Origin of the sequence: Dictyobacter kobayashii (genome assembly GCF_003967555.1) — a bacterium.
Classification (GTDB): Bacteria; Chloroflexota; Ktedonobacteria; order Ktedonobacterales; family Ktedonobacteraceae; genus Dictyobacter; species Dictyobacter kobayashii.
The window spans coordinates 1,852,505-1,870,735 of the sequence record NZ_BIFS01000001.1; the positions used below are offsets into that span (position 1 = coordinate 1,852,505).

Here is an 18,231-nt window from a genome sequence, read left to right on the forward strand (position 1 = left end):
ATGTTATACTTAAGCCAACTGCTCGGCGCACCAGTTCTGGACCAGCACAATGTGCGCGTGGGCAAAATCATCGATTTACTAGCGCAAGCATCTCAGGTAGGCCAGGGTACTCCAACCTCCCCTACCGCTCTGCTGGTAGAGGTTGAAGACGATCAACAGAAACGTGTTCCGATGACTGACATCATACGTAGTGAGGGAACATGGCATCTGCGTTATCCCATCGAGCGGTTCGCTTTTGTACAATCCAATCTCTTGAATGAAGATGAGTTTCGCCTGGCTCAAGAGATACTCGATAAACAGATCATTGACCTGGAACATAAAAAAATGGTCCGCGTCAATGATCTTTGCTTTAGTGATGCCTGGCAGATTCTAGGCGTCGATAAGAGCTCGCTTGGCCTGGTCCGTCGCCTGGCTCCCTCGTGGTTAGCCAATGCAATCAATCAACCTACAAGCAGTACCCTGGTTCCCTGGGAAAAGGTTGAATTGATGCAAGCCGCCCCTTATGAAGAAGAGAACAAGGATAAGGTCCCAACCTCCCCTTTAGCCACGCCTCCCACTTCCCGCACCCTCAGTGGTCACCTTTCAGAGCTCCACCCCGCCGATATCGCCAGTATAGTGCACCAGGTCACTGTAGAACAGGGCGCCCGGCTAATCGAGCGGCTGGATAATGAAATGGCGGCTGATACGATGGAGGAGATTGATACAGAGCGCCAGGCACAGATCCTTGAAAATCTGCCCGATGAACGGGCCACAGGTATTCTGCATGCCATGGGACCAGACGAGGTCGCCGACTTGCTCGGTCAGTTACCCGAAGAGCGTCAGCAAGAATTATTACGCCAGCTGAATCCTGAAGACTCGGAAGAGGTACAGGATCTGCTGGAATATGAAGCCAATACGGCTGGCGGCCTGATGACTACGGACTATATTGTACTCAACCAGACTCGCACTGCGCAGGATGCCTTGACGGCCATTCGCGCTGAAATCATCGATAATGATGTGCGCATCGCCTATGTCTATTGCGTAAATGATGAGGATGCGGATGAGTACTATCCTCTCGGAGTGATATCTATCTGGGACTTGCTGGTCGCACAGCCGACCCAAACGTTGCAGGATATCATGGAGACAAACCTGATTAAAGTACTGCCAGATGCTGATCCACGGGCGGTCGTCGAGACATTGGCCAAATATAATTTGCTGGCATTGCCCGTAGTCAATGAAAATGGCATCCTTGAAGGTGTGGTCACGATCGATGATGCACTGGATACCTTGCTACCTGAAGATCGGCGCCGTAAACCCAAACGGATGTATTAATTAGCGACCCCCACCAGTTATCCTAAAGAGAAACTGGCCTGCCCATATATTTTTGTTCGCTCACGCAAGCCAACTGGCTCTCCTCGACGCATATGGCGCAATATACGCTGGGGATGAAAGCCATATTGCTCTAACAACGCTGCAGCATGCGTATTAAGTGCGGGCGCTAGCACGGTCAGTGGTTTGGCTGACGACAATACAAGCACATGCCTTAATAAAGCCTCCGCATCCTCGTTCCGCCGGGCAACCCAGGGTCCCAGGGTTCGGCCATTGACAAATAGATAACCACTGATATCCCCTTCCTCATCATAGGAGACAAAAGACTGCTGGTCCGGATAGTTTAGGGTCAGGAGGGAGAAGATGATGGCGCGGGCCGCTCCGAAATAAGGGGCATCGAAGGCGGTCAAAGCTGGAAGCGTTTCGCGCTGCAAAGGTTGAATATGGTCATCATGGTGTCCAAGATGTGTAGCAAACGCGGAAGCAGGACGAACCCAATGTCCAACGGTATCTTCATCCTGAAAAGCGAAGCGTTGATATAAGGAAGCCCCTTCTTTAGTAGCATCCAATAATATGGTCGAGCAATGTTGCTCAAGCTCTAACCAACGTAAAAGATGCTCCAGCAGGGCAGCCCCAATCCCTCGTCTCTGCATCGAAGGCAAAACAGACATAGAGCCAGCATAGGCAAAAGGCCCATAATTGGTAGCTCCGACTAAACCGACCGGCTGTTGCTCTAGTTCAGCTAAAAACCAACCATCTGGCTGTATCAATAAGTTTTGCCGCAGCACCTGCATCCTGCTGGAAGTTGTTCGATATGCCGCGCGCATAATCTGATCCGCAACTTCGATATCAGTGTCAGCTAACATACGTATGGAAAGCATCTAGCAGTAGAATCCTTTACTATCCCAATAATGCCTCAATATATGTAAGATGAACGGCGCACCCAGTAAGACTCTTTATTAAGAGTGGTCATGAGAGTTAGAAAGCACAGCAACTTCAAGCGCGGCGAGAACCTGCATGATATCCTGGCATACATCAACCAGCACTTCTGGCAACCACTCTTCTGGCTGGGGATCATCTGGCAAGACGATTTTTTCAATCTCTCCATCATCTACCTGCACCAGAATACTCTCACCAGGAACGGGTTGCTCTTCATGTAAACCACGCATACCCAGTGGATGCCAGATAGGGATCTCTACACGCTGCTGTAAGTTCAGAACTTCAGGATAGAGACGATTATCGCGTAAGATCATGCTCACCCCGGGACGCGTTTCGGTAGTCCTACGGCTCTGTTCGCTGGCCTGAAGCTTGAGCATCTGAGCCAGTGAGAGCAGGGTCTCTTCAGAAGGCGCCTCACCATGGAGAGCCAATGAATATGAAAGATCAAGTACTAACGGTGGGATCGCACTGGTGTGGAGATGACCACAGTCTTGCTCAACATCATGGAAAAATTCACAGATGGCAGCCAGACCATCCGTTGAAATGGCTGTATCCAGTACACCCCAGGAAAATGAGAGAATACATGAACTCTGTTCTTCAACATCGTCACAGTTACCTGTATGGCAGGCACAAGAAAATTCACGTTCCAGTGAACGGGTATTCAACCAGGATTCGGGATGGACGACCAGACCCAGATCACGCGCAGTTTTGATAAATAATCCGGTCAAGTCTTCAAATGTTAACAATTACAAGCTCCTTATTACCTTTAACAGGCATCTTGCTGGTCGGTTGCAATGCAACCTTAAGTCTCAGCAATAATGTACCTTTTAATATTACCGAGGTGTACGATATGTGTCAAATAAAGGGCCTGTCTTATAGATAGATAGACATCCTTATTCCCTGGCTTTGCTCAAAAAAAACGGGGCACCCACATTGTTGGATGCCCCGTGGTGAAAATGGTTGTGCGATTACAGCATTGGACGGATCGAGAGGATGTAGTATGTCGTTACACCGCCAGGAGTTGAAACACTTACTTCATCGCCCTCGCGATGCCCCATCAGAGCTTTGCCCACCGGGGCCTGATCAGAGATTAATCCAGCTTTTGGATCAGCTTCGAACGTTTCAACAATCTTAAACGTTCGTTTGGTACCTCTATCTGTCTCTACTTCCACCTGCATCCCAATACGAACCGTACCGTCCGCATTAGTGTGCATATCCGGGGTCATCACTTCAGATAGGGCTAGCCGCTGCTCAAGCTCGATAATCTCGCCTTCCAACATTGCCTGATCATTTTTTGCTTCTTCGTATGCGCTACTTTCGCTGATATCGCCCGCTTCTTTGGCTTCGTGAATGTAGTCGGCGACCTCGCGACGTTTTACGTTGCGCAGGTAATCCAACCGCTCTTTCATTTTAGTAAAGCCTTCTGGCGTTAAGCGATAGACTTTGCGATCAGATGCATCACTCTGTCCACCAATACTCATTGTATAACTCCTCCTGGTAGTGAGGCTCTCGACCCCAACGGGTCCCTTCCCGATATCTGCCTCTGATTACCTTGTCTAGCTAGACTACAAGCTTCATCACTCTTTTGCTTCTGGCTATGTGGCTTGCCCCCGTCTTCTACCATCATCTACTTGATTATCAGAGACATTGATAGTGAAACCACATCCAACTTTTTGCCAATCCTTGCAAGTTTCCTAAAAGAGGATGAAGTACTGACAGCAAATACAACGCTTGCGCGCCTGGTTATTTGTTGCTGTCTTTTGTCAATCGAGGCGACATGATTCCACGCCCCGGTTCAACGCGAAACGTAGATGCTCAACACACATGAGGGAGATTATACGTTGAGAATGAAGGAACGTCAAGTGATTTGCACCGTTTTTTCATTATTCTGATATGAAGTCTTTTCATTTCATATCATGCTAACATGGCATATACTGGCTTGCTTGCCAGGCCGCTTGACGCAAAATGTTTTTGTGAATTTATCTCCGTATAATCCACCAGCAGTATGCGAAATTTATGATTTCAAACTGTTTCAATGTTTTTCAGTCGAGGATTTTACCTATTTTATTGACATAAAACGGAAAAGTCGCGTACCACAGACTGGACAGGTGCCCTCCATAGCATTCCTTCCATTCTTTGTAACAATTTTTTTGGCGTTTTGCATCCCTCGTTTGGTACGGCATTTGACACAGTAAGCATCGGGCAGGGGTGCAACAGAATCGTCATGGGCAACGACTGCCGGGGTTGGGGCTAGCGTGGGGTCTGTTACTGTTTGTTCATCTACTGGAGTCTCGTCTGCCACCGCGCTGTCAGTAGTAACAGGAGCCTCTTCTGACACCATTATTGGCTGGATCACAGGCATCTCTTCAAAAACTACTACATCCTCAGTGGTGGCTGTTTCAGCGCTTGCTGCCGGTTCTTCAATTACGATTGGTTCTTCAATTTTTTCCGGCTCTTCAGTCTCTGGCGGATCTACAATCGTTAGCGGCTCTTCGATTGCGGCTGGATCTGCGACCGTTGCCAGACCTTCAGTTGCTAGCGGCTCTTCAATCTTTACTGGCTCTTCAGCGGTCACAGGGATAGTGACCACTGGCTCTTCAAGTGCTCTCTCATGGAGACGACCGTCACCTGGTAGTATGCTTTTCAGCAGCTGTGGGTGCCTTACAATATATCTTCCTACCATGAATAAGACACCTGATATAGCTAGAATAAGTATTCTGACAAAGATACGACTATACTTTCCAACACTTTGCATATGCAACATCCTTACCCTCTACAGCACGCTATTTAAAAGCCATAACCCAATATTCCCTTTGAGTATATCACCATTTCATCCATAAACGTGTCTGAATAATAACTTATCCAGGGCTTTTTACTGTTCCTCTCTGGCGCCGGGTTGGGCGCGTGGAGTGTTGCGTGGTGGGCGGCCACGGCCGCCCACACAACACTCCTCACCTGAAAGAAGATCCATCGTATCGCTTGCTCGTGATCTCTGGACGAACATGAAAAAGCCCTGTGGCTTATCAGCTTACAGTATCTATATAGCTGTTATAACATAGCTTGATAACCCATAACCAGAAGTACTGACTTCAAGAACTTTTTTACCCATTCAACCTCAAGTAAGAGAATGTCCCTGCGCGCCCAATCCACCGGGGAAGACCTGTAATAACTATTAGCAGCGTTTCTTTACACAAACATATCCTCTAGTCAATTTATTAGAAGCAGTCTATAATGTGGCTGGCACTGAATGTACATCACACAAAGGAGAATTCGATGCCCAATATCATCGGTTCACTTGTTCTGACGGCAATCGTCGCTTATCTGTGGGGTTCGATCCCCGCTGGCTATTGGATGGGAAAGCTGCTACGCGGCAAGGATTATGATATTCGAGACCATGGCAGCCGCAAAATCGGAGCAACCAACGTACAGCGTACACTAGGGACGGGTCCGGCACTGATTGTGCTGGTCATCGATCTATCAAAGGGCATCGGACCAGCCCTGCTGGCAACGCTGGTTCCGCTTTTTAATGTGGGGGGCTGGGGCATTCTGATAGCTGGCCTGGCAGCCTTGCTGGGACATTGTTATCCGGTCTTTATTGGCTTTAAGGGGGCCGAGGCGTACTTACAGGCGCTGGCGTACTCCTGGTTTGCTCACCACTGACATTTTTGATCTCAGCCATCACTACTATCGGTACTATTAGTATCTGGAGATACGTTTCACTTGGTTCAATTGTTGGCGCCCTGACATCGATTATTTGTGGGATTATTTTTTATACCCTGGGACTCACCCATCCAGGTTTCTTTGCCGCCGTTAGCCTGCCTCAACTCCTCTATATGATTATTGGTCCCTCTCTAATTATTATTTTTCACCGGGACAATATTGGCCGCCTGCTCTCAGGAACCGAGAGAAAATTAGGACAGAAGGTAGCTAATGTGGAAGTCAGCCCAACAAAATAGCGAGAAGAGAATTCTCTTCTCGCTTCTTCTCTTAGTAGAGTTTATTGCGCGCTTTCCTCACTACTGCGTAACAGTGGCCAACCACCAATCAGGTATTCGACACCCGACAGGATGGTCCAGATCGTAGCGATAATGATTAAGCCATCTGCCACCAGTAACAGGATCTCGGCCGCATTGACGGTCTGGCTATTAAATGTGAGCATAAGAGGAAATAGTGAGAGCATATGCGCACCTAATCCTTTAGCTAACAATAAAGCCCCTAAAGCTACCAGGGTAATAAAAGTCTTCTGCTTACCCCAGATGCCCGCAGGAATAACCTTGCCTTTGGCTGCCGCGATTGAACGTAAACCGGACACCATGAATTCGCGTGTGATGATGATAAAAGTAACCCAGGCAGGCACCAGGTTGAGTTGTACCAGAGCGATCAGGACCGCGGCCACAAAAACTTTATCGGCGGTTAAATCCAGAAAGACCCCCAATGAGGAAACAACTTAAAACGTCGGGCCAGGTAGCCATCCAGGTAGTCGGTCACAGAGGCCAGGAAAAACAGTACAGTGGCGACCAGAAATGCCCAGGGTTGATTCACTAAGACCAGGATAAAGACGATCAGCGTGGCAATTAAACGGCTGATGCTCAATATATTTGGGAGATTACGCATACATACCCCTTATTATGCAGCACCCGTCTTCAGCGGGTAGCTTTGGTGTTCCGATTGTTACGGTGACAATTAGTAACATTATATGCGAAGCCAGCTAGCATTGTATAGCTACAAAGGAGCAGTTACGCCTTCACCGCTATAAGCAGGTCTCTTCGTTTGATCACGCGATCCACCGGATGGGCGAACTGTGTATACGGAGCCTCGTTCAAAATATGTAATTGGGTATGCTCTTGAAATGCTTCTATCATATCTTTACGCTCAATACGTGTAGCATTCCAGGATAGGGCCATACTGCCGCCAGGCAATAGCATGCTTTCCCATACTGGCAGAGCTTTGCTCAACAAGGATGAAATCTCGCCAAAATGCTGAATACCATAAGGCAAGTCACCTACAATCACATGCATATGTGGGCCTCCGACAACTTCGCGCATATGCAAGGTAGCCTCGGAAGTATCGCCATTAACCAGTACCATGTGCCGTGTGTCGCCTTTTCGCCCGATTTCGAATTGATAGCGTCGACCACTACGCCGACCACGCTCATCAATCTCTTTCATACGAATATGTTCACTCTCTAAATACTGGCGTACAAATACTGCTGTGGTATCCACATCCTGTCGATTCAACTCAATACCAAAGGAGTCATAGCCGAGGGCCAGCGCCAGGAACAGGGTAGTTCCCCCACCACATAAAGGGTCCAGAACTCTAATGCGCTCTGCCTCAGAAAGCTCAAAACGACCGGAAAACACAGCCGCGTTGAGCAAGACACGTGTAAAGGTCTCGTTGGTCTTACCCCGATAACGCCGGGCTTCAGACATTTCCATGGGTACAAATGGGGTAAAATCAGGCTCAATCGGGCGCAGCAAAGGGCCAGGAACCTCTCCCAGCTGTTCAAAATATTCATATCCTTCACTTAAAGCCCCTAACCTGGGCAAGACAGTTGAGATGAGAGACAGGCATCGATCCTTCTCATCCTCTGGCACCGTCGCTAATAAATAATCCTGACCGGCCAGGGTCACAGGTTGTATCTCCTGCATAAGCGGGCCCAGCGGACTGGTAAGTAGCTCCGGCTGCGCCAGAATGGCTGTCATATGTGCGTACTGTGTACTGCGTTGGGGTGTAATTTTGAGCGCTATCTTCATAATATAGCAGTATAGCATAGCCCTGAGCCAGTTCATAGCATTCAAACGTACTCAGTAACAGGAGAGACTGGATATTGTCTCGTGACTATCACTCACAATAGGGACGCGGATTATCAATTCATTTATGGTGCGCCCCCTTCACTATTTATTAGTCAGTAAGTACAATACAAAAAGACAGAGATACATCAGTAGAGCAACATGGAGGGTGTTGTATGCATATCGTCACCGTCTCAGAAATGAGAGAACTTGAAGCCCGGGCTGAACAAACGTATGGCCTGACCTCAGAGATCCTCATGAATAACGCAGGAAAAAGTGCCGCAGAAATTTTTGAGACTAATCTGCTTCCCACTTATAGTCTCAAAGGCTTGAAAGTTCTGTTCCTGATTGGTCCAGGCAACAATGGAGGCGATGGTTTGGTCATGGCCGACCAGTTGGAAAAAGGCGGGGCACTGATTAGCCTCTATTATTGGAAAGAACATAAGCTGATTGTGCAAGGTGAAAAAAGAGCGGATGCGGTGGTTGATGAGGCTCTAACGGAGCAGATCCAGCGGGCAGATTATGTCATTGATGCTTTATTGGGAACGGGACGTTCGCGTCCACTGCCTGACGATATGCGTGCCCTGCTTGCTCGCGTAAAAGAAGAGCGCTCCAGGCGAAAAAACCTGCGCCTGGTAGCGATTGATCTTCCCACTGGACTCAATGCGGATACCGGCGAAGTAGATCCGGGCACCATCGCCATGGATACTACTATTACCCTGGCCTGCCCCAAACTGGGGTTTTTCTTTTTTCCCGGCCGCGATTATATGGGTGACTTGGAGGTAGGGAATATCGGCCTACCAGCCGAACTAGAAAGCCAGCTACAGACAGAGATGCTAACAGGCCAGATGGTACATCGACTCTTGCCTGAGCGCCCTCTCAACAGTAATAAGGGGACCTTTGGTAAGGTTATGCTACTGTGTGGCTCGCTGCCTTATCCAGGTTCAGCTTACCTGGCTGGCAACTCGGCAGCTAGAGTAGGAGCAGGCTTAATTACCCTGGCAGTCACAGAAAAAATGCTGCCTTTCTACGCCAGTTCATTTCATGAGGCAACGTTCACGATCTTACCCGAAGATGATGCAGAGAGCTTTGAGCGTGCCAATGCCTTGATCGACAAGCTCGATGACTATAAAGCACTGCTGATCGGGCCAGGCCTGGGACAATCATCCAATACCCGCGAAGTCATTCTACAGGTCCTTGAACATCTGCGCTCACTGCCGGATGAGAAACGTCCTCACCTGGTTATAGATGCAGATGGATTAAATAACCTTTCCGCTCTGGAACGCTGGTGGACGCTACTACCTGAGAATACGGTGATTACCCCTCATCCGGGTGAGATGGGACGTCTCAGCAATGGTATTAAGGTATCAGGGGGCAATATTGACCGGCTAGAGTTAGCCCGCACCAAGGCCAAAGAATGGCAGGTCAATCTGGTCCTGAAGGGCTCTTGTACCATCCTGACAAATCCCACCGGGCAGACCCGTATTAACTGGTGGGGAAATCCAGCTCTGGCAACGGCCGGTACCGGCGATGTATTGGCAGGTATGATTAGTGGCTTTCTAGCACAGGGAGTGAAGCCATTCGATGCAGCCAGCGCCGCCGTCTATCTGCATACTGCGGCAGCCGATCTGGTAACTGAAAATATGAACATTGGCCGGGCAGGTCTCCTGGCATCCGATCTACTCAGATATATTCCAAATGCCATAGTGAACACAGCCTATGCCAAAATGTAGTCATCTGCCACAAGTTTAAGACATAAAAAATGACCGTCATACTCTGCTTACCTTTCACCATTGGGAGTAAAGAAAGCAATGACGGTCAATTTTTTGGGGTAGATAGGAAACTGCATACAGCATCCTCAAGTAACTATTTACTTGCAGATCACCCTACGCAGCCCTGGCAATAAAAGCTTATTGGGCAACAGCCTTTTCCGCCGCATCGACCACATTAACTGTGATTTTTGGCTCTAATTGAGACGCAATTTTCACAGGAACAGTAAAAGTGCCCAACGCACGGATAGGCTCGGGAAGGTCAATAACACGACGATCGATCGTGACATTCTCGGCATCGCGCAATGCAGCAGCAATATCCTGGCTCGTGATTGAACCATAGAGACGGCCCTGAGTGCCAACCTTAGCTTTGAAGGTTAATGAAACCTGACCCAGCCGCTCAGCTAGCTGCCGATCACTCTCGGCCTGCTTCTCCATCTTACGCTGCTCGGCAGCGATGCGCTGTGTACGGTTAGCGACTAAGCCTGGGGTTGCTCCTGCAGCCAACTGGCGCGGCAAGAGGTAGTTACGGGCATAACCATTAGCAACCTCTTTCAGATCACCAACTTTTCCCAAACCTTCAACGTTTTGTAATAGAATAACTTTCATACTTAGCTCCTCACAGAGGGGGGGCGAAAACCCGACTTCCTCCTCACGCAATTATACGCGTGATAGTATACACCCTGAGTTAAACGAAAGCAAGCCTTCCATAGTAAGGGAAAGAGCCTCCTTAATGCAGAGTTTTATTTTTCTACTCCTAAACTATTTGTAGCAAAAACCAGTTCTGACTTTCGCCCACCGTTCCGGAGAAATAACATAGAATCCGCGATGTGTTGCAGCCTCTAAACTTCTCACCTATAATGTTATGTTGGGCAACCATCAATTGGCTTCAGAAGCGGGTTCCACAAGGTGGTTAACATTAGTATTTGTAGCAAATAATGTTAGCCACCCTGATAATTATTCTTCCCAATAACCAGACCCCATATGCTTAAAATCGTTAGTCCCCTTGGCTCTTAATGGTGAGAACTCCTCATGAGATCGTTGTAATTGTTCTGTCGTCAATGAGGCATACCTGTTAGTCATGTTTAGAGTAGTATGCCCCATTTGTCTCTGAACGTCTAGAGGACTCCTGCCCATAGCTAACTGTGTTGTCGCCATATAACGTCTACAATTATGCGGACTTACAACCTTGCCATCAATCCCCGCTTTCCTTTGAAGATTAGTGAAGAAGCAGGATACCCCACCAACGGTAAGAGGTTCACCGTAGGCAGTCAAGAACACTCTATCCTCTTTACGAGCTTTTGTTATCCCAGCTATCTTAGACAGATGTGGCCTATATTTGGTTAGATACTCATGAAGTGACTTAAAGCCATCACGGGAAATCGGTACTTGCTGCCATTTGTTACCCTTACGATGAACTACCAGGAGACGCAATTCACGATCTATATCACAGAGCCGCAGCCCGGCCAACTCGCTACGACGAATACCAGTATCAAGCATCACTGAAACCATAGCACGATTACGTGCAGTCAAGGCTTTATTCAATTCCGGTTTGTGCTGATATTTAGCTTCACAAGCAGCTAGAAGCTTCTGAACATCATCAGGTGTGAAGGTCGGTATAAATTGCTTCTCCATCTTGGGAAGCTTAAAGCGCGTGCTAATAGGCTTTTCTATTATCTCCTCATGCTCCAGCCAGTGGCAAAAAGTCTGCAAGATACGACCGTACTGGTACACAGTGCTATCCTTAAGCCCTTTATCTTGATGGTTCTTATGAGGTTTTTTTTGTAGATAGGCGATCCAACCTCGCAAATGAGTAACCCTCAAATCGTCTGTATCCGTAACATTGTGTTCAGACCTTAACCAAGCTAGAAATGCCAACAAAAGACGCCGCTGTTCTCTAATAGTATGCTCACTGCAATTATCTATCTCATGCGCAGTAACATAATCTTTAAGTGCTATGTCCAATCTCATTAGCAAACTCCATTCAAGCTCAGTTTACTCAATACCTTCAGATCCATACAACAGTTGTTTGCGGCGAACCTCAGCCAGAAAATCACGGTCCTTTGCTTCCAAGTAGGCTTGACCGTGTTCGTACAGCCATTGCAACGTCAGCGACAAGTCAGCACCAGGAGCTGCATAGTCGCCACCGTTCCATGCCGCCATTGTTGATGAATACCCGATGATCGCAGCCAAACCACGCTCAAGATTTTTCTCTCGAATGCGTTGCCGCACCACTGGACCAAGCCCAGGCTCAACCATCTCAGTAAAGGCCGACTGAAGAACCACCCAAGCCGGATGCAACGGCCAGCGATCACGGTTACTGTCCTCTGTTGGCATCACATAGCGCAACCAGCCATCAGGAAAACCGTCTTTATCACCCTCCATACTGCCAATCGCGTACATCCAGAGCGATTGAAATTGATTGAGCAGATCATAGGGACTCTCGATAGGCACCGCCAAGTTATGGAGAAATTCACGCTTGAAATGGAACTCCACACGCCACACCGCTGACTCACCATCCCAGGAGCCAGCATACAGGCCAGATCGCTCTTGCTTCCAGAGGTCATAGAACCACGTTTTATACGACTTCTGGACAATCTCTTGTGTCTTGTTATAAATGCGGCAGGAGATCGGCGACGAGCTAGAGCTAAAGCGCAGATACGAAGGTGTCCGACTATCCAGGTTGACAGCATCAGCCCCGTAGATCACAGATTGCTTACGCGCACGTGTCACAAAATCTTGTTGATAGTTCGCCAGCGAGAAATCATAGCCCATCACATCCGCGCACAGATCGACCGAGGAGACTTGCAGGTGAATATGGTCCCCAAAGACCTGCATCAGAAAATCATGAACCTTGACCAGTGCGTCACCCGTCCACGGTTGCGACCACAGGTATTCCGAGGAGAAACGGACTTGTGCGATCACGTCATTAAACGTCCCACGCGAGATCACCAGGGACAGCCAGGGACAGGTCAGCAGCCACCGCCATTGACGGCCAGCACCGTGAGGCTCGATAAAGAGCGGCATCCCCAGAAATGACCATTCCGTGATCACCGCTGTCTCAGAGACTTTCGCTTCACCTTGCAAGTAGTCTAATTCTGAAGGTGGTCATCTAGCTCTTTCTGGAGCGGTTGATACGAGTCATCCGAATAGCGGATATTCACAATCAAGGTATCCACGCCATAGCCAACGACCTTCACCTTATCAATCAAGGCATCAAAGACGGAGAGAAACGACAAGGAGGGTGGAACTGGCCCACCCTCGTTCAGTGAATCGCTCGACTCAAAAGACCGTCTACACATAGGCTTATCCCTCTTTCTCTTCTGATTTTTCAACCAACACAAACAGTTCTTCACAACGGTTGCAGGTCGCATCAAACTCATTGCTTGCGACCCGCACCTTGATAGGAGTCTCACACGAGCACTCATACAGCCGCAGACGAGAGCCAGGAGCCTTCTCTTTCACCCGTGGCACAATCGCCGCATGTGGATAGGCACCAACACGCGTCACATACTCTTGCAAGAAAGGCCGCAGTTGCGCACCGACGACCGTTGCCGTAGGAGGACCATCTAAGCCAACTTTGCGCGCCGCTTGAGAGAACTCTTTCCGATGCCCAAAGCGGCCTTGAAAATGAGCATGGATCAATTCATGCAGCAGCGTACCGAGCACATCAATGGAATCTGACAGCCGAGGAGAGATGAAAATTTGTGCCACACCGTCAGCACACATCGTCGGAGGGAAACACTGACCAATGGTGACATGCTTTTGACCAGCACCGCCACTCATCGGCCAGCCGCAAGAAACACGAACCGGAACCGGAGCCAGACCGCACCGCTGCATATGTTCAAACAGAAACAGTGTCGCATGATACAACCAGGACTCACGAAATTGCTGAAGTTGTTCATCCATAAGCCACCTCAAAAAGTAAGCGTTTAAACGGGGACTTTTCACAGATGGAAGAAGAGACATCATTTTATGCGCTATGCACCGCCATGCCACAGGAAACAAGCGAGGAAGTAAACTCATAGAACATGAGGATAGACAGGCGCGTGTTACTTGTGTGCGCCTGTCTGCAACCTATGGGAGTTGCCAGTGTACCAAGAGATTAACGGCACACTCAGGACCATACAGCGAGGCTGAAGAACTATCACGAACATAGTAGCGGAGAGAACTGCCACAGGTCAGCGCAACAAATGCGAACGCCTTCACAATGCTTACTGCCTGTTCCATAGAAAGAGCTACAGCAACAATACCCAGGCAAGTATTTGATGCGAGATCATACGCGACCACAATATAAGGAGTCGACATACCATGCACCTCCTATGCTTGATAGACCAGAGCAGGAACAACCCAACGATCAGCATGCAAACTATGCACTTGCAATTGACCATGAACTGTACGAGCACGATTAATTCTGTGAGTTGAGCCATCAGGCAGACGACAAAAAACGCCATTGTTCCGACCACTCACGTTATCCCAAACAGCCGTATTGATCGAGCGAACATCAGTGAGCTGACGTTGCATAGAGCACCTTCTTTCTATCTTGGGAGCGGGAGGGAGCACCACCCCACCCCTAGCCAACATGGTGTCGTGACTAGCGTCTCCACCTTGACGCTCAGTGTTAAGCACTCCGTGCCGACGGTGCCAAGGTGATATACGCAGGACTGCATCACAGGCACCGTCGGACTCCGAGCGTAACACTGGCATCAAGGTAGTACGCTTGCTACGCACCGTCACGGCGCGACATTCGCGCACCTGTACGCTGTATGCCTCTGGAAGCCAGATAATGCCGCAGGATTTTTTCGCTTGCTTGCTTTTATAGAACATATGTACGAACCGTAGAGCAAAAAAAAGAGAAGGATAGCACGCCATTCGCCTCATGTGAGGCGTGCAGGCGTGCAGGCGTGCAAGAAGTGTTAGTTACCAGCGAGCCAACTACCAAGCCCTTTCCGCTTGACCGGAGCAGCCGCAGGAAGCGGAGCAGGAGGAATGTTAAGCTGTTGTGTCGTGCCCGTTGGCGGGAAATTGGTCGTGTACTGCCCGTTGATGTAGCTCGTTTGTGGAGCAGGGATCGCAGGGAAAGCCACTGGAGGATTGATACGTGTTACCGATGAAGGCGTGGATGTGAGCGGCTGTGTCAATTCTTCAGCCCCGAAGGTGAAGTCACCCTTACGCGCACGATCCACCATCCCATCGACATCAGCCCGACAAATTTCGGCATATTGTTCGGAGGCTTCTTTGATCTGTTGTTTCTGATGTTTGAGGAACGCCGTCCGGTGCAGTTCGGAGCGGAGCACCATCACCGCTTTGTTATCCAAGTGCGCCGCCTTGACCAGCTCTTCAATCAGGTGTGAGACATCAAAAAGCGCGAACACACCGACACCCACCGGAAAGAGCAGGCCCAGGCCAATATGAAAAATCTGACCCATCCAGCCAGGAAGGTAGGCTGCCACCGCAGCGAACGCCCGTTGCATTTCTGGACTCTGTGACATCCAGCCCAGGTTACAGCCAGCCGAAACGATCATACCCACGCTGCCAACGATGAACGGCACCACAGCAATGAAGTACTTCTTGTTGAGAACAAAGACCCGCACCAGCTTGTAGCAGGCGAAGATCAAAGCTTCTAAGAAGATGCCACGACCCCAGGCCATCAAGCTAGGAAAGTCAACGCCGAGATGCCCACCAGCGAAGATCCAGGCATTGGCATAGCCCGACTCCGCCATCATGATGAGCGGAGCCAGGACAGCCAACAGAACATCAAGGCGCTCACGGAACAGGTGAACGCCAACGACCGTACGTGTATTCATAGGACCACCCCTTTCTTATGCAGCCTGAAGGCCCATATTCGGTAACGACACACGTGTCACAATGAAATTGGTTTGCGGCTTTTCCGTACCATCCTTGAAGGTGCGCAGACGCGAGGTATAGCCAGCGACCTCGAATTGCACGGGTTGACGACGCGCCGACTCAATGACCTGCGCCAGTTGGGAGAATTGCGGATCGTCCTGCCACATCTGGCAGGCGAAGCTATTACCCAACTCATCGGTCACCGTGAACGAGATCATCTGCTTTTTCTCAGTCGGTTTGTTTTTCGGAGTTACATCGTAGACACCACCAGCTTTAACGAAACCAATAAAAGTCATCATAGTTCGTACCCTCTTTCTTTCTTCAACAGTGTGAAATGAGACGGCCCGGAGCACCAGACCCCAGGCCAATATAGAACGGACGACCGGAGGAAAAGACGACCTTACCAGAGCGATTGTTGCTCAGTGGTAAAGGATGAAAAGGACCGCTGACGTGTTGGCGTCATCAGCGGGAGACGTTGAATATTGAGGCAAGCGTGTTCACGACACATCACCACCTCGTACCCTTGCAGCACATAGCCCAGGCACCCAGGACAATGCGCCACCGCACCACAATAAACCGACTGACCAATGGGATTGCGTTTGGTCACTTTGGTATCGATCACCCGTTGACACTGAAACCAACCAGCCGCAGCCGTGACCACCCACATATGCCCACATTGCTGACACAGATGTTTTGACATAGGCTTCACTCCTATCTGGTAATAACAGCGATATACTGTTGCGTTTCCTCAGGTAAGCACGACCGCCAGGTATCACCACATCGAGAAACAGCATTCCGCAACGCTTGAGGACCAGCGTTATAGGCCGCCAGAGCAGCCGATTCACTCCCATATTGCCGGATATACGAGGACATTAAGTGTGCAGCCGCCCGAAGCGACTGGACCGGATCACGAGGATCGACGCCCAGGCCCGCAGCCGTAGCAGGCATGAACTGTGCAATTCCCACGGCACCAGCCGGAGAAACCGCGTCAGGATTGAACCCGCTTTCCTGTTGAATCTGCCTGACAAACAGATCAGGATTGATGCCAGCCGCCACCGCATCTTGCCGTGCTATGCTGACATAGTTCACGGCCTCCACCGCCGGAGCTTTCGCCTCAGCAGGAGTGCGAGGGACAAGCGACACCGCCACGAAATGCCACACAATCAGCACAACACTCACGAGGAACACGTTACGGGCAAGAATACGGCAAATGCGTGGATTGTACGGCCTGTTTGTAACCAGCACCGCAAGGCCAGCCACAATCACCACAGCCCAGTACAAAGCCCATTCGAAAAGCGGTGACATCATGCCACTCCCTTGCAAAAGTAAGCGTTTAAACGGGGACTTTGCACATGTGACAGTGCTACAGAAACCTAACCTTTACCACCAAGGCTAGCGTCTAGCGACCAGGAACGAACCCAACCGCCAGCCGTCAACCTTTGCAGTTGATGAAGGAAAAGAGAACAATGAGTGACAGCAGTTATACCCCAATCCGGTGAGCGGTCATCGCCTTTTAACAGCAGTCCTTTGGCTGTCTTGCTACCCTTAGCAAGAACAGGTTCCCTCACACGTGACTACGAGCTATACCCTTTAGATATACCGTGTCTTTTCTTCAGTTGTTCATGTGCTGTTTTCAAGAGCCTCGACCTAGCTCGAACTACCGTACTTTATTCAATTTGATTTTGGTTATCAAATCTGATTTAAGTTTATCATATTGCTTTTTATATTGTCAATGGTTTTTCATCTTGATTTTGGTTATCAGAAATAAATCTGTTTGTGCTATAATAAATTTGATAACTATTCAGCACGAGGAGGAAAAATGAAAGTAGATAGACCAGCAAATCAAATGCTAAAAGCCCAACAGAGGATTGTGTTGTTACCTATTGGATCATGTGAGCAACATGGGCCATACCTTCCTATAGATACTGATCTACGTATAGCCCAACTACTTGCTGAAAAATTAGAAAAGCAATTTTCAGATGATGAATGCCTATTGCTCCCACCTATTCCATTTAGCTGTTCCTGGGAACATAAAGGAAATGGCACGATTGCACTTAGCCATAGCACCATAGCCAGTATTATTCACGACATCGCTTACAATCTTAAATATTGGGCCAAACCCGACTTATTTATCCTCTTAAACTGGCATGGAGGAAATAACATTTTATCGTCCCTATCCGCAGAAATAACAGCTAAAGAGGATATACCAACCACCGTTATAAACGCGATATCAGAAACTAGTACTATCTGGTTTAAAAATTGCTCGAATCCAGACAAGATAGAAGATATTCATGCTGGAGCGATAGAAACCTCTATCATACAAGCATACTGGCCTAATTTAGTTAAAGAAAACATTCCAGCAAATGCTAAGTACCAAGTAGACATTAACCCATCTATAATGCACTCAGCCCTTCAAGCATTCAACACTTACCAATTAACAAAAGAAGGTATATGGGGGGACCCAAGCCTAGCTAACCCTGAAAATGGGAAGAAAGCTATAGAGCAAGTAAGCATAAATATCTACAATCAAGTACAAGATATACTCACCCTAATGAAAAAATTAGAAAAGGAGTCATGAA

At 48.8% G+C, this 18,231-nt stretch carries 19 protein-coding genes and 2 pseudogenes; 4 read left to right on the plus strand and 17 right to left on the minus strand.

The window, feature by feature from the left end; genetic code table 11:
• On the plus strand, positions 1–1,311 hold the full coding sequence (locus tag EL645_RS08045; protein WP_126549537.1) for a magnesium transporter MgtE N-terminal domain-containing protein: 1,311 nt from the start codon (positions 1–3) through the stop codon (positions 1,309–1,311).
• Between the two features lie 17 nt (positions 1,312–1,328).
• Here EL645_RS08045 and EL645_RS08050 read toward each other — a convergent pair whose 3' ends face one another.
• The 4 genes from EL645_RS08050 to EL645_RS39980 all read right to left on the minus strand — a co-directional run bounded on the left by EL645_RS08050 (position 1,329) and on the right by EL645_RS39980 (position 4,930).
• Positions 1,329–2,189, minus strand: coding sequence for a GNAT family N-acetyltransferase (locus tag EL645_RS08050; protein WP_126549538.1), 861 nt, complete (start codon positions 2,187–2,189; stop codon positions 1,329–1,331).
• A gap of 78 nt (positions 2,190–2,267) precedes the next feature.
• The gene (locus tag EL645_RS08055) at positions 2,268–2,993 is read right to left on the minus strand and encodes a hypothetical protein (protein WP_126549539.1); all 726 of its coding nucleotides are present in this window, start codon (positions 2,991–2,993) and stop codon (positions 2,268–2,270) included.
• A gap of 222 nt (positions 2,994–3,215) precedes the next feature.
• On the minus strand, positions 3,216–3,728 hold the full coding sequence (gene greA / locus EL645_RS08060; protein ID WP_126549540.1) for a transcription elongation factor GreA: 513 nt from the start codon (positions 3,726–3,728) through the stop codon (positions 3,216–3,218).
• Between the two features lie 578 nt (positions 3,729–4,306).
• The gene (locus tag EL645_RS39980; protein WP_126549541.1) at positions 4,307–4,930 is read right to left on the minus strand and encodes a DUF5679 domain-containing protein; all 624 of its coding nucleotides are present in this window, start codon (positions 4,928–4,930) and stop codon (positions 4,307–4,309) included.
• Positions 4,931–5,598: 668 nt separating this feature from the next.
• Here EL645_RS39980 and EL645_RS42480 point away from each other — a divergent pair.
• Positions 5,599–6,203, plus strand: a pseudogene (locus tag EL645_RS42480) (glycerol-3-phosphate acyltransferase).
• Positions 6,204–6,244: 41 nt separating this feature from the next.
• Here the strand turns inward: EL645_RS42480 and pgsA are convergent.
• A pseudogene (gene pgsA / locus EL645_RS08080) lies at positions 6,245–6,861 on the minus strand (CDP-diacylglycerol--glycerol-3-phosphate 3-phosphatidyltransferase).
• A gap of 122 nt (positions 6,862–6,983) precedes the next feature.
• Positions 6,984–7,949: a TRM11 family methyltransferase gene (locus EL645_RS08090; protein ID WP_126549546.1), complete on the minus strand. Its 966-nt coding sequence runs from the start codon at positions 7,947–7,949 to the stop codon at positions 6,984–6,986.
• A 263-nt stretch (positions 7,950–8,212) separates the two neighbouring features.
• Between EL645_RS08090 and EL645_RS08095 the strand changes: the two genes are divergently transcribed.
• Positions 8,213–9,769: an NAD(P)H-hydrate dehydratase gene (locus EL645_RS08095; RefSeq protein ID WP_126549547.1), complete on the plus strand. Its 1,557-nt coding sequence runs from the start codon at positions 8,213–8,215 to the stop codon at positions 9,767–9,769.
• A gap of 177 nt (positions 9,770–9,946) precedes the next feature.
• Here the strand turns inward: EL645_RS08095 and rplI are convergent, their stop codons facing one another.
• From rplI to EL645_RS08150, 11 genes are all read right to left on the minus strand, one after another.
• Positions 9,947–10,414 (minus strand): 50S ribosomal protein L9, encoded by a 468-nt coding sequence (rplI, locus tag EL645_RS08100; RefSeq protein WP_126549548.1) that lies wholly within the window; start codon positions 10,412–10,414, stop codon positions 9,947–9,949.
• A 348-nt stretch (positions 10,415–10,762) separates the two neighbouring features.
• Positions 10,763–11,776, minus strand: coding sequence for a tyrosine-type recombinase/integrase (locus tag EL645_RS08105; protein ID WP_126549549.1), 1,014 nt, complete (start codon positions 11,774–11,776; stop codon positions 10,763–10,765).
• 24 nt (positions 11,777–11,800) lie between these two features.
• Positions 11,801–12,892 (minus strand): hypothetical protein, encoded by a 1,092-nt coding sequence (locus EL645_RS08110; protein WP_126549550.1) that lies wholly within the window; start codon positions 12,890–12,892, stop codon positions 11,801–11,803.
• A 5-nt stretch (positions 12,893–12,897) separates the two neighbouring features.
• Positions 12,898–13,107 (minus strand): hypothetical protein, encoded by a 210-nt coding sequence (locus EL645_RS08115; RefSeq protein ID WP_126549551.1) that lies wholly within the window; start codon positions 13,105–13,107, stop codon positions 12,898–12,900.
• A gap of 4 nt (positions 13,108–13,111) precedes the next feature.
• Positions 13,112–13,714, minus strand: coding sequence for a SprT family zinc-dependent metalloprotease (locus EL645_RS08120; protein ID WP_126549552.1), 603 nt, complete (start codon positions 13,712–13,714; stop codon positions 13,112–13,114).
• 168 nt (positions 13,715–13,882) lie between these two features.
• On the minus strand, positions 13,883–14,113 hold the full coding sequence (locus tag EL645_RS08125; RefSeq protein ID WP_126549553.1) for a hypothetical protein: 231 nt from the start codon (positions 14,111–14,113) through the stop codon (positions 13,883–13,885).
• 12 nt (positions 14,114–14,125) lie between these two features.
• Positions 14,126–14,329, minus strand: a complete 204-nt coding sequence (locus tag EL645_RS08130) for a hypothetical protein (RefSeq protein WP_126549554.1) — start codon at positions 14,327–14,329, stop codon at positions 14,126–14,128.
• Between the two features lie 392 nt (positions 14,330–14,721).
• A complete protein-coding gene (locus tag EL645_RS08135) occupies positions 14,722–15,612 on the minus strand; it encodes a hypothetical protein (protein ID WP_126549555.1) in 891 nt (296 codons plus the stop codon).
• A gap of 15 nt (positions 15,613–15,627) precedes the next feature.
• Positions 15,628–15,951 carry a hypothetical protein gene (locus EL645_RS08140; protein WP_126549556.1) on the minus strand — a complete coding sequence of 108 codons (324 nt, stop codon included), beginning with the start codon at positions 15,949–15,951 and terminating at the stop codon, positions 15,628–15,630.
• Between the two features lie 101 nt (positions 15,952–16,052).
• A complete protein-coding gene (locus EL645_RS40220) occupies positions 16,053–16,352 on the minus strand; it encodes a hypothetical protein (RefSeq protein WP_174845294.1) in 300 nt (99 codons plus the stop codon).
• An 11-nt stretch (positions 16,353–16,363) separates the two neighbouring features.
• Positions 16,364–16,960 (minus strand): lytic transglycosylase domain-containing protein, encoded by a 597-nt coding sequence (locus EL645_RS08150; RefSeq protein WP_126549557.1) that lies wholly within the window; start codon positions 16,958–16,960, stop codon positions 16,364–16,366.
• 511 nt (positions 16,961–17,471) lie between these two features.
• Here EL645_RS08150 and EL645_RS08160 point away from each other — a divergent pair.
• Positions 17,472–18,230, plus strand: coding sequence for a creatininase family protein (locus tag EL645_RS08160; RefSeq protein WP_126549559.1), 759 nt, complete (start codon positions 17,472–17,474; stop codon positions 18,228–18,230).
• Position 18,231 lies beyond the last annotated feature (1 nt).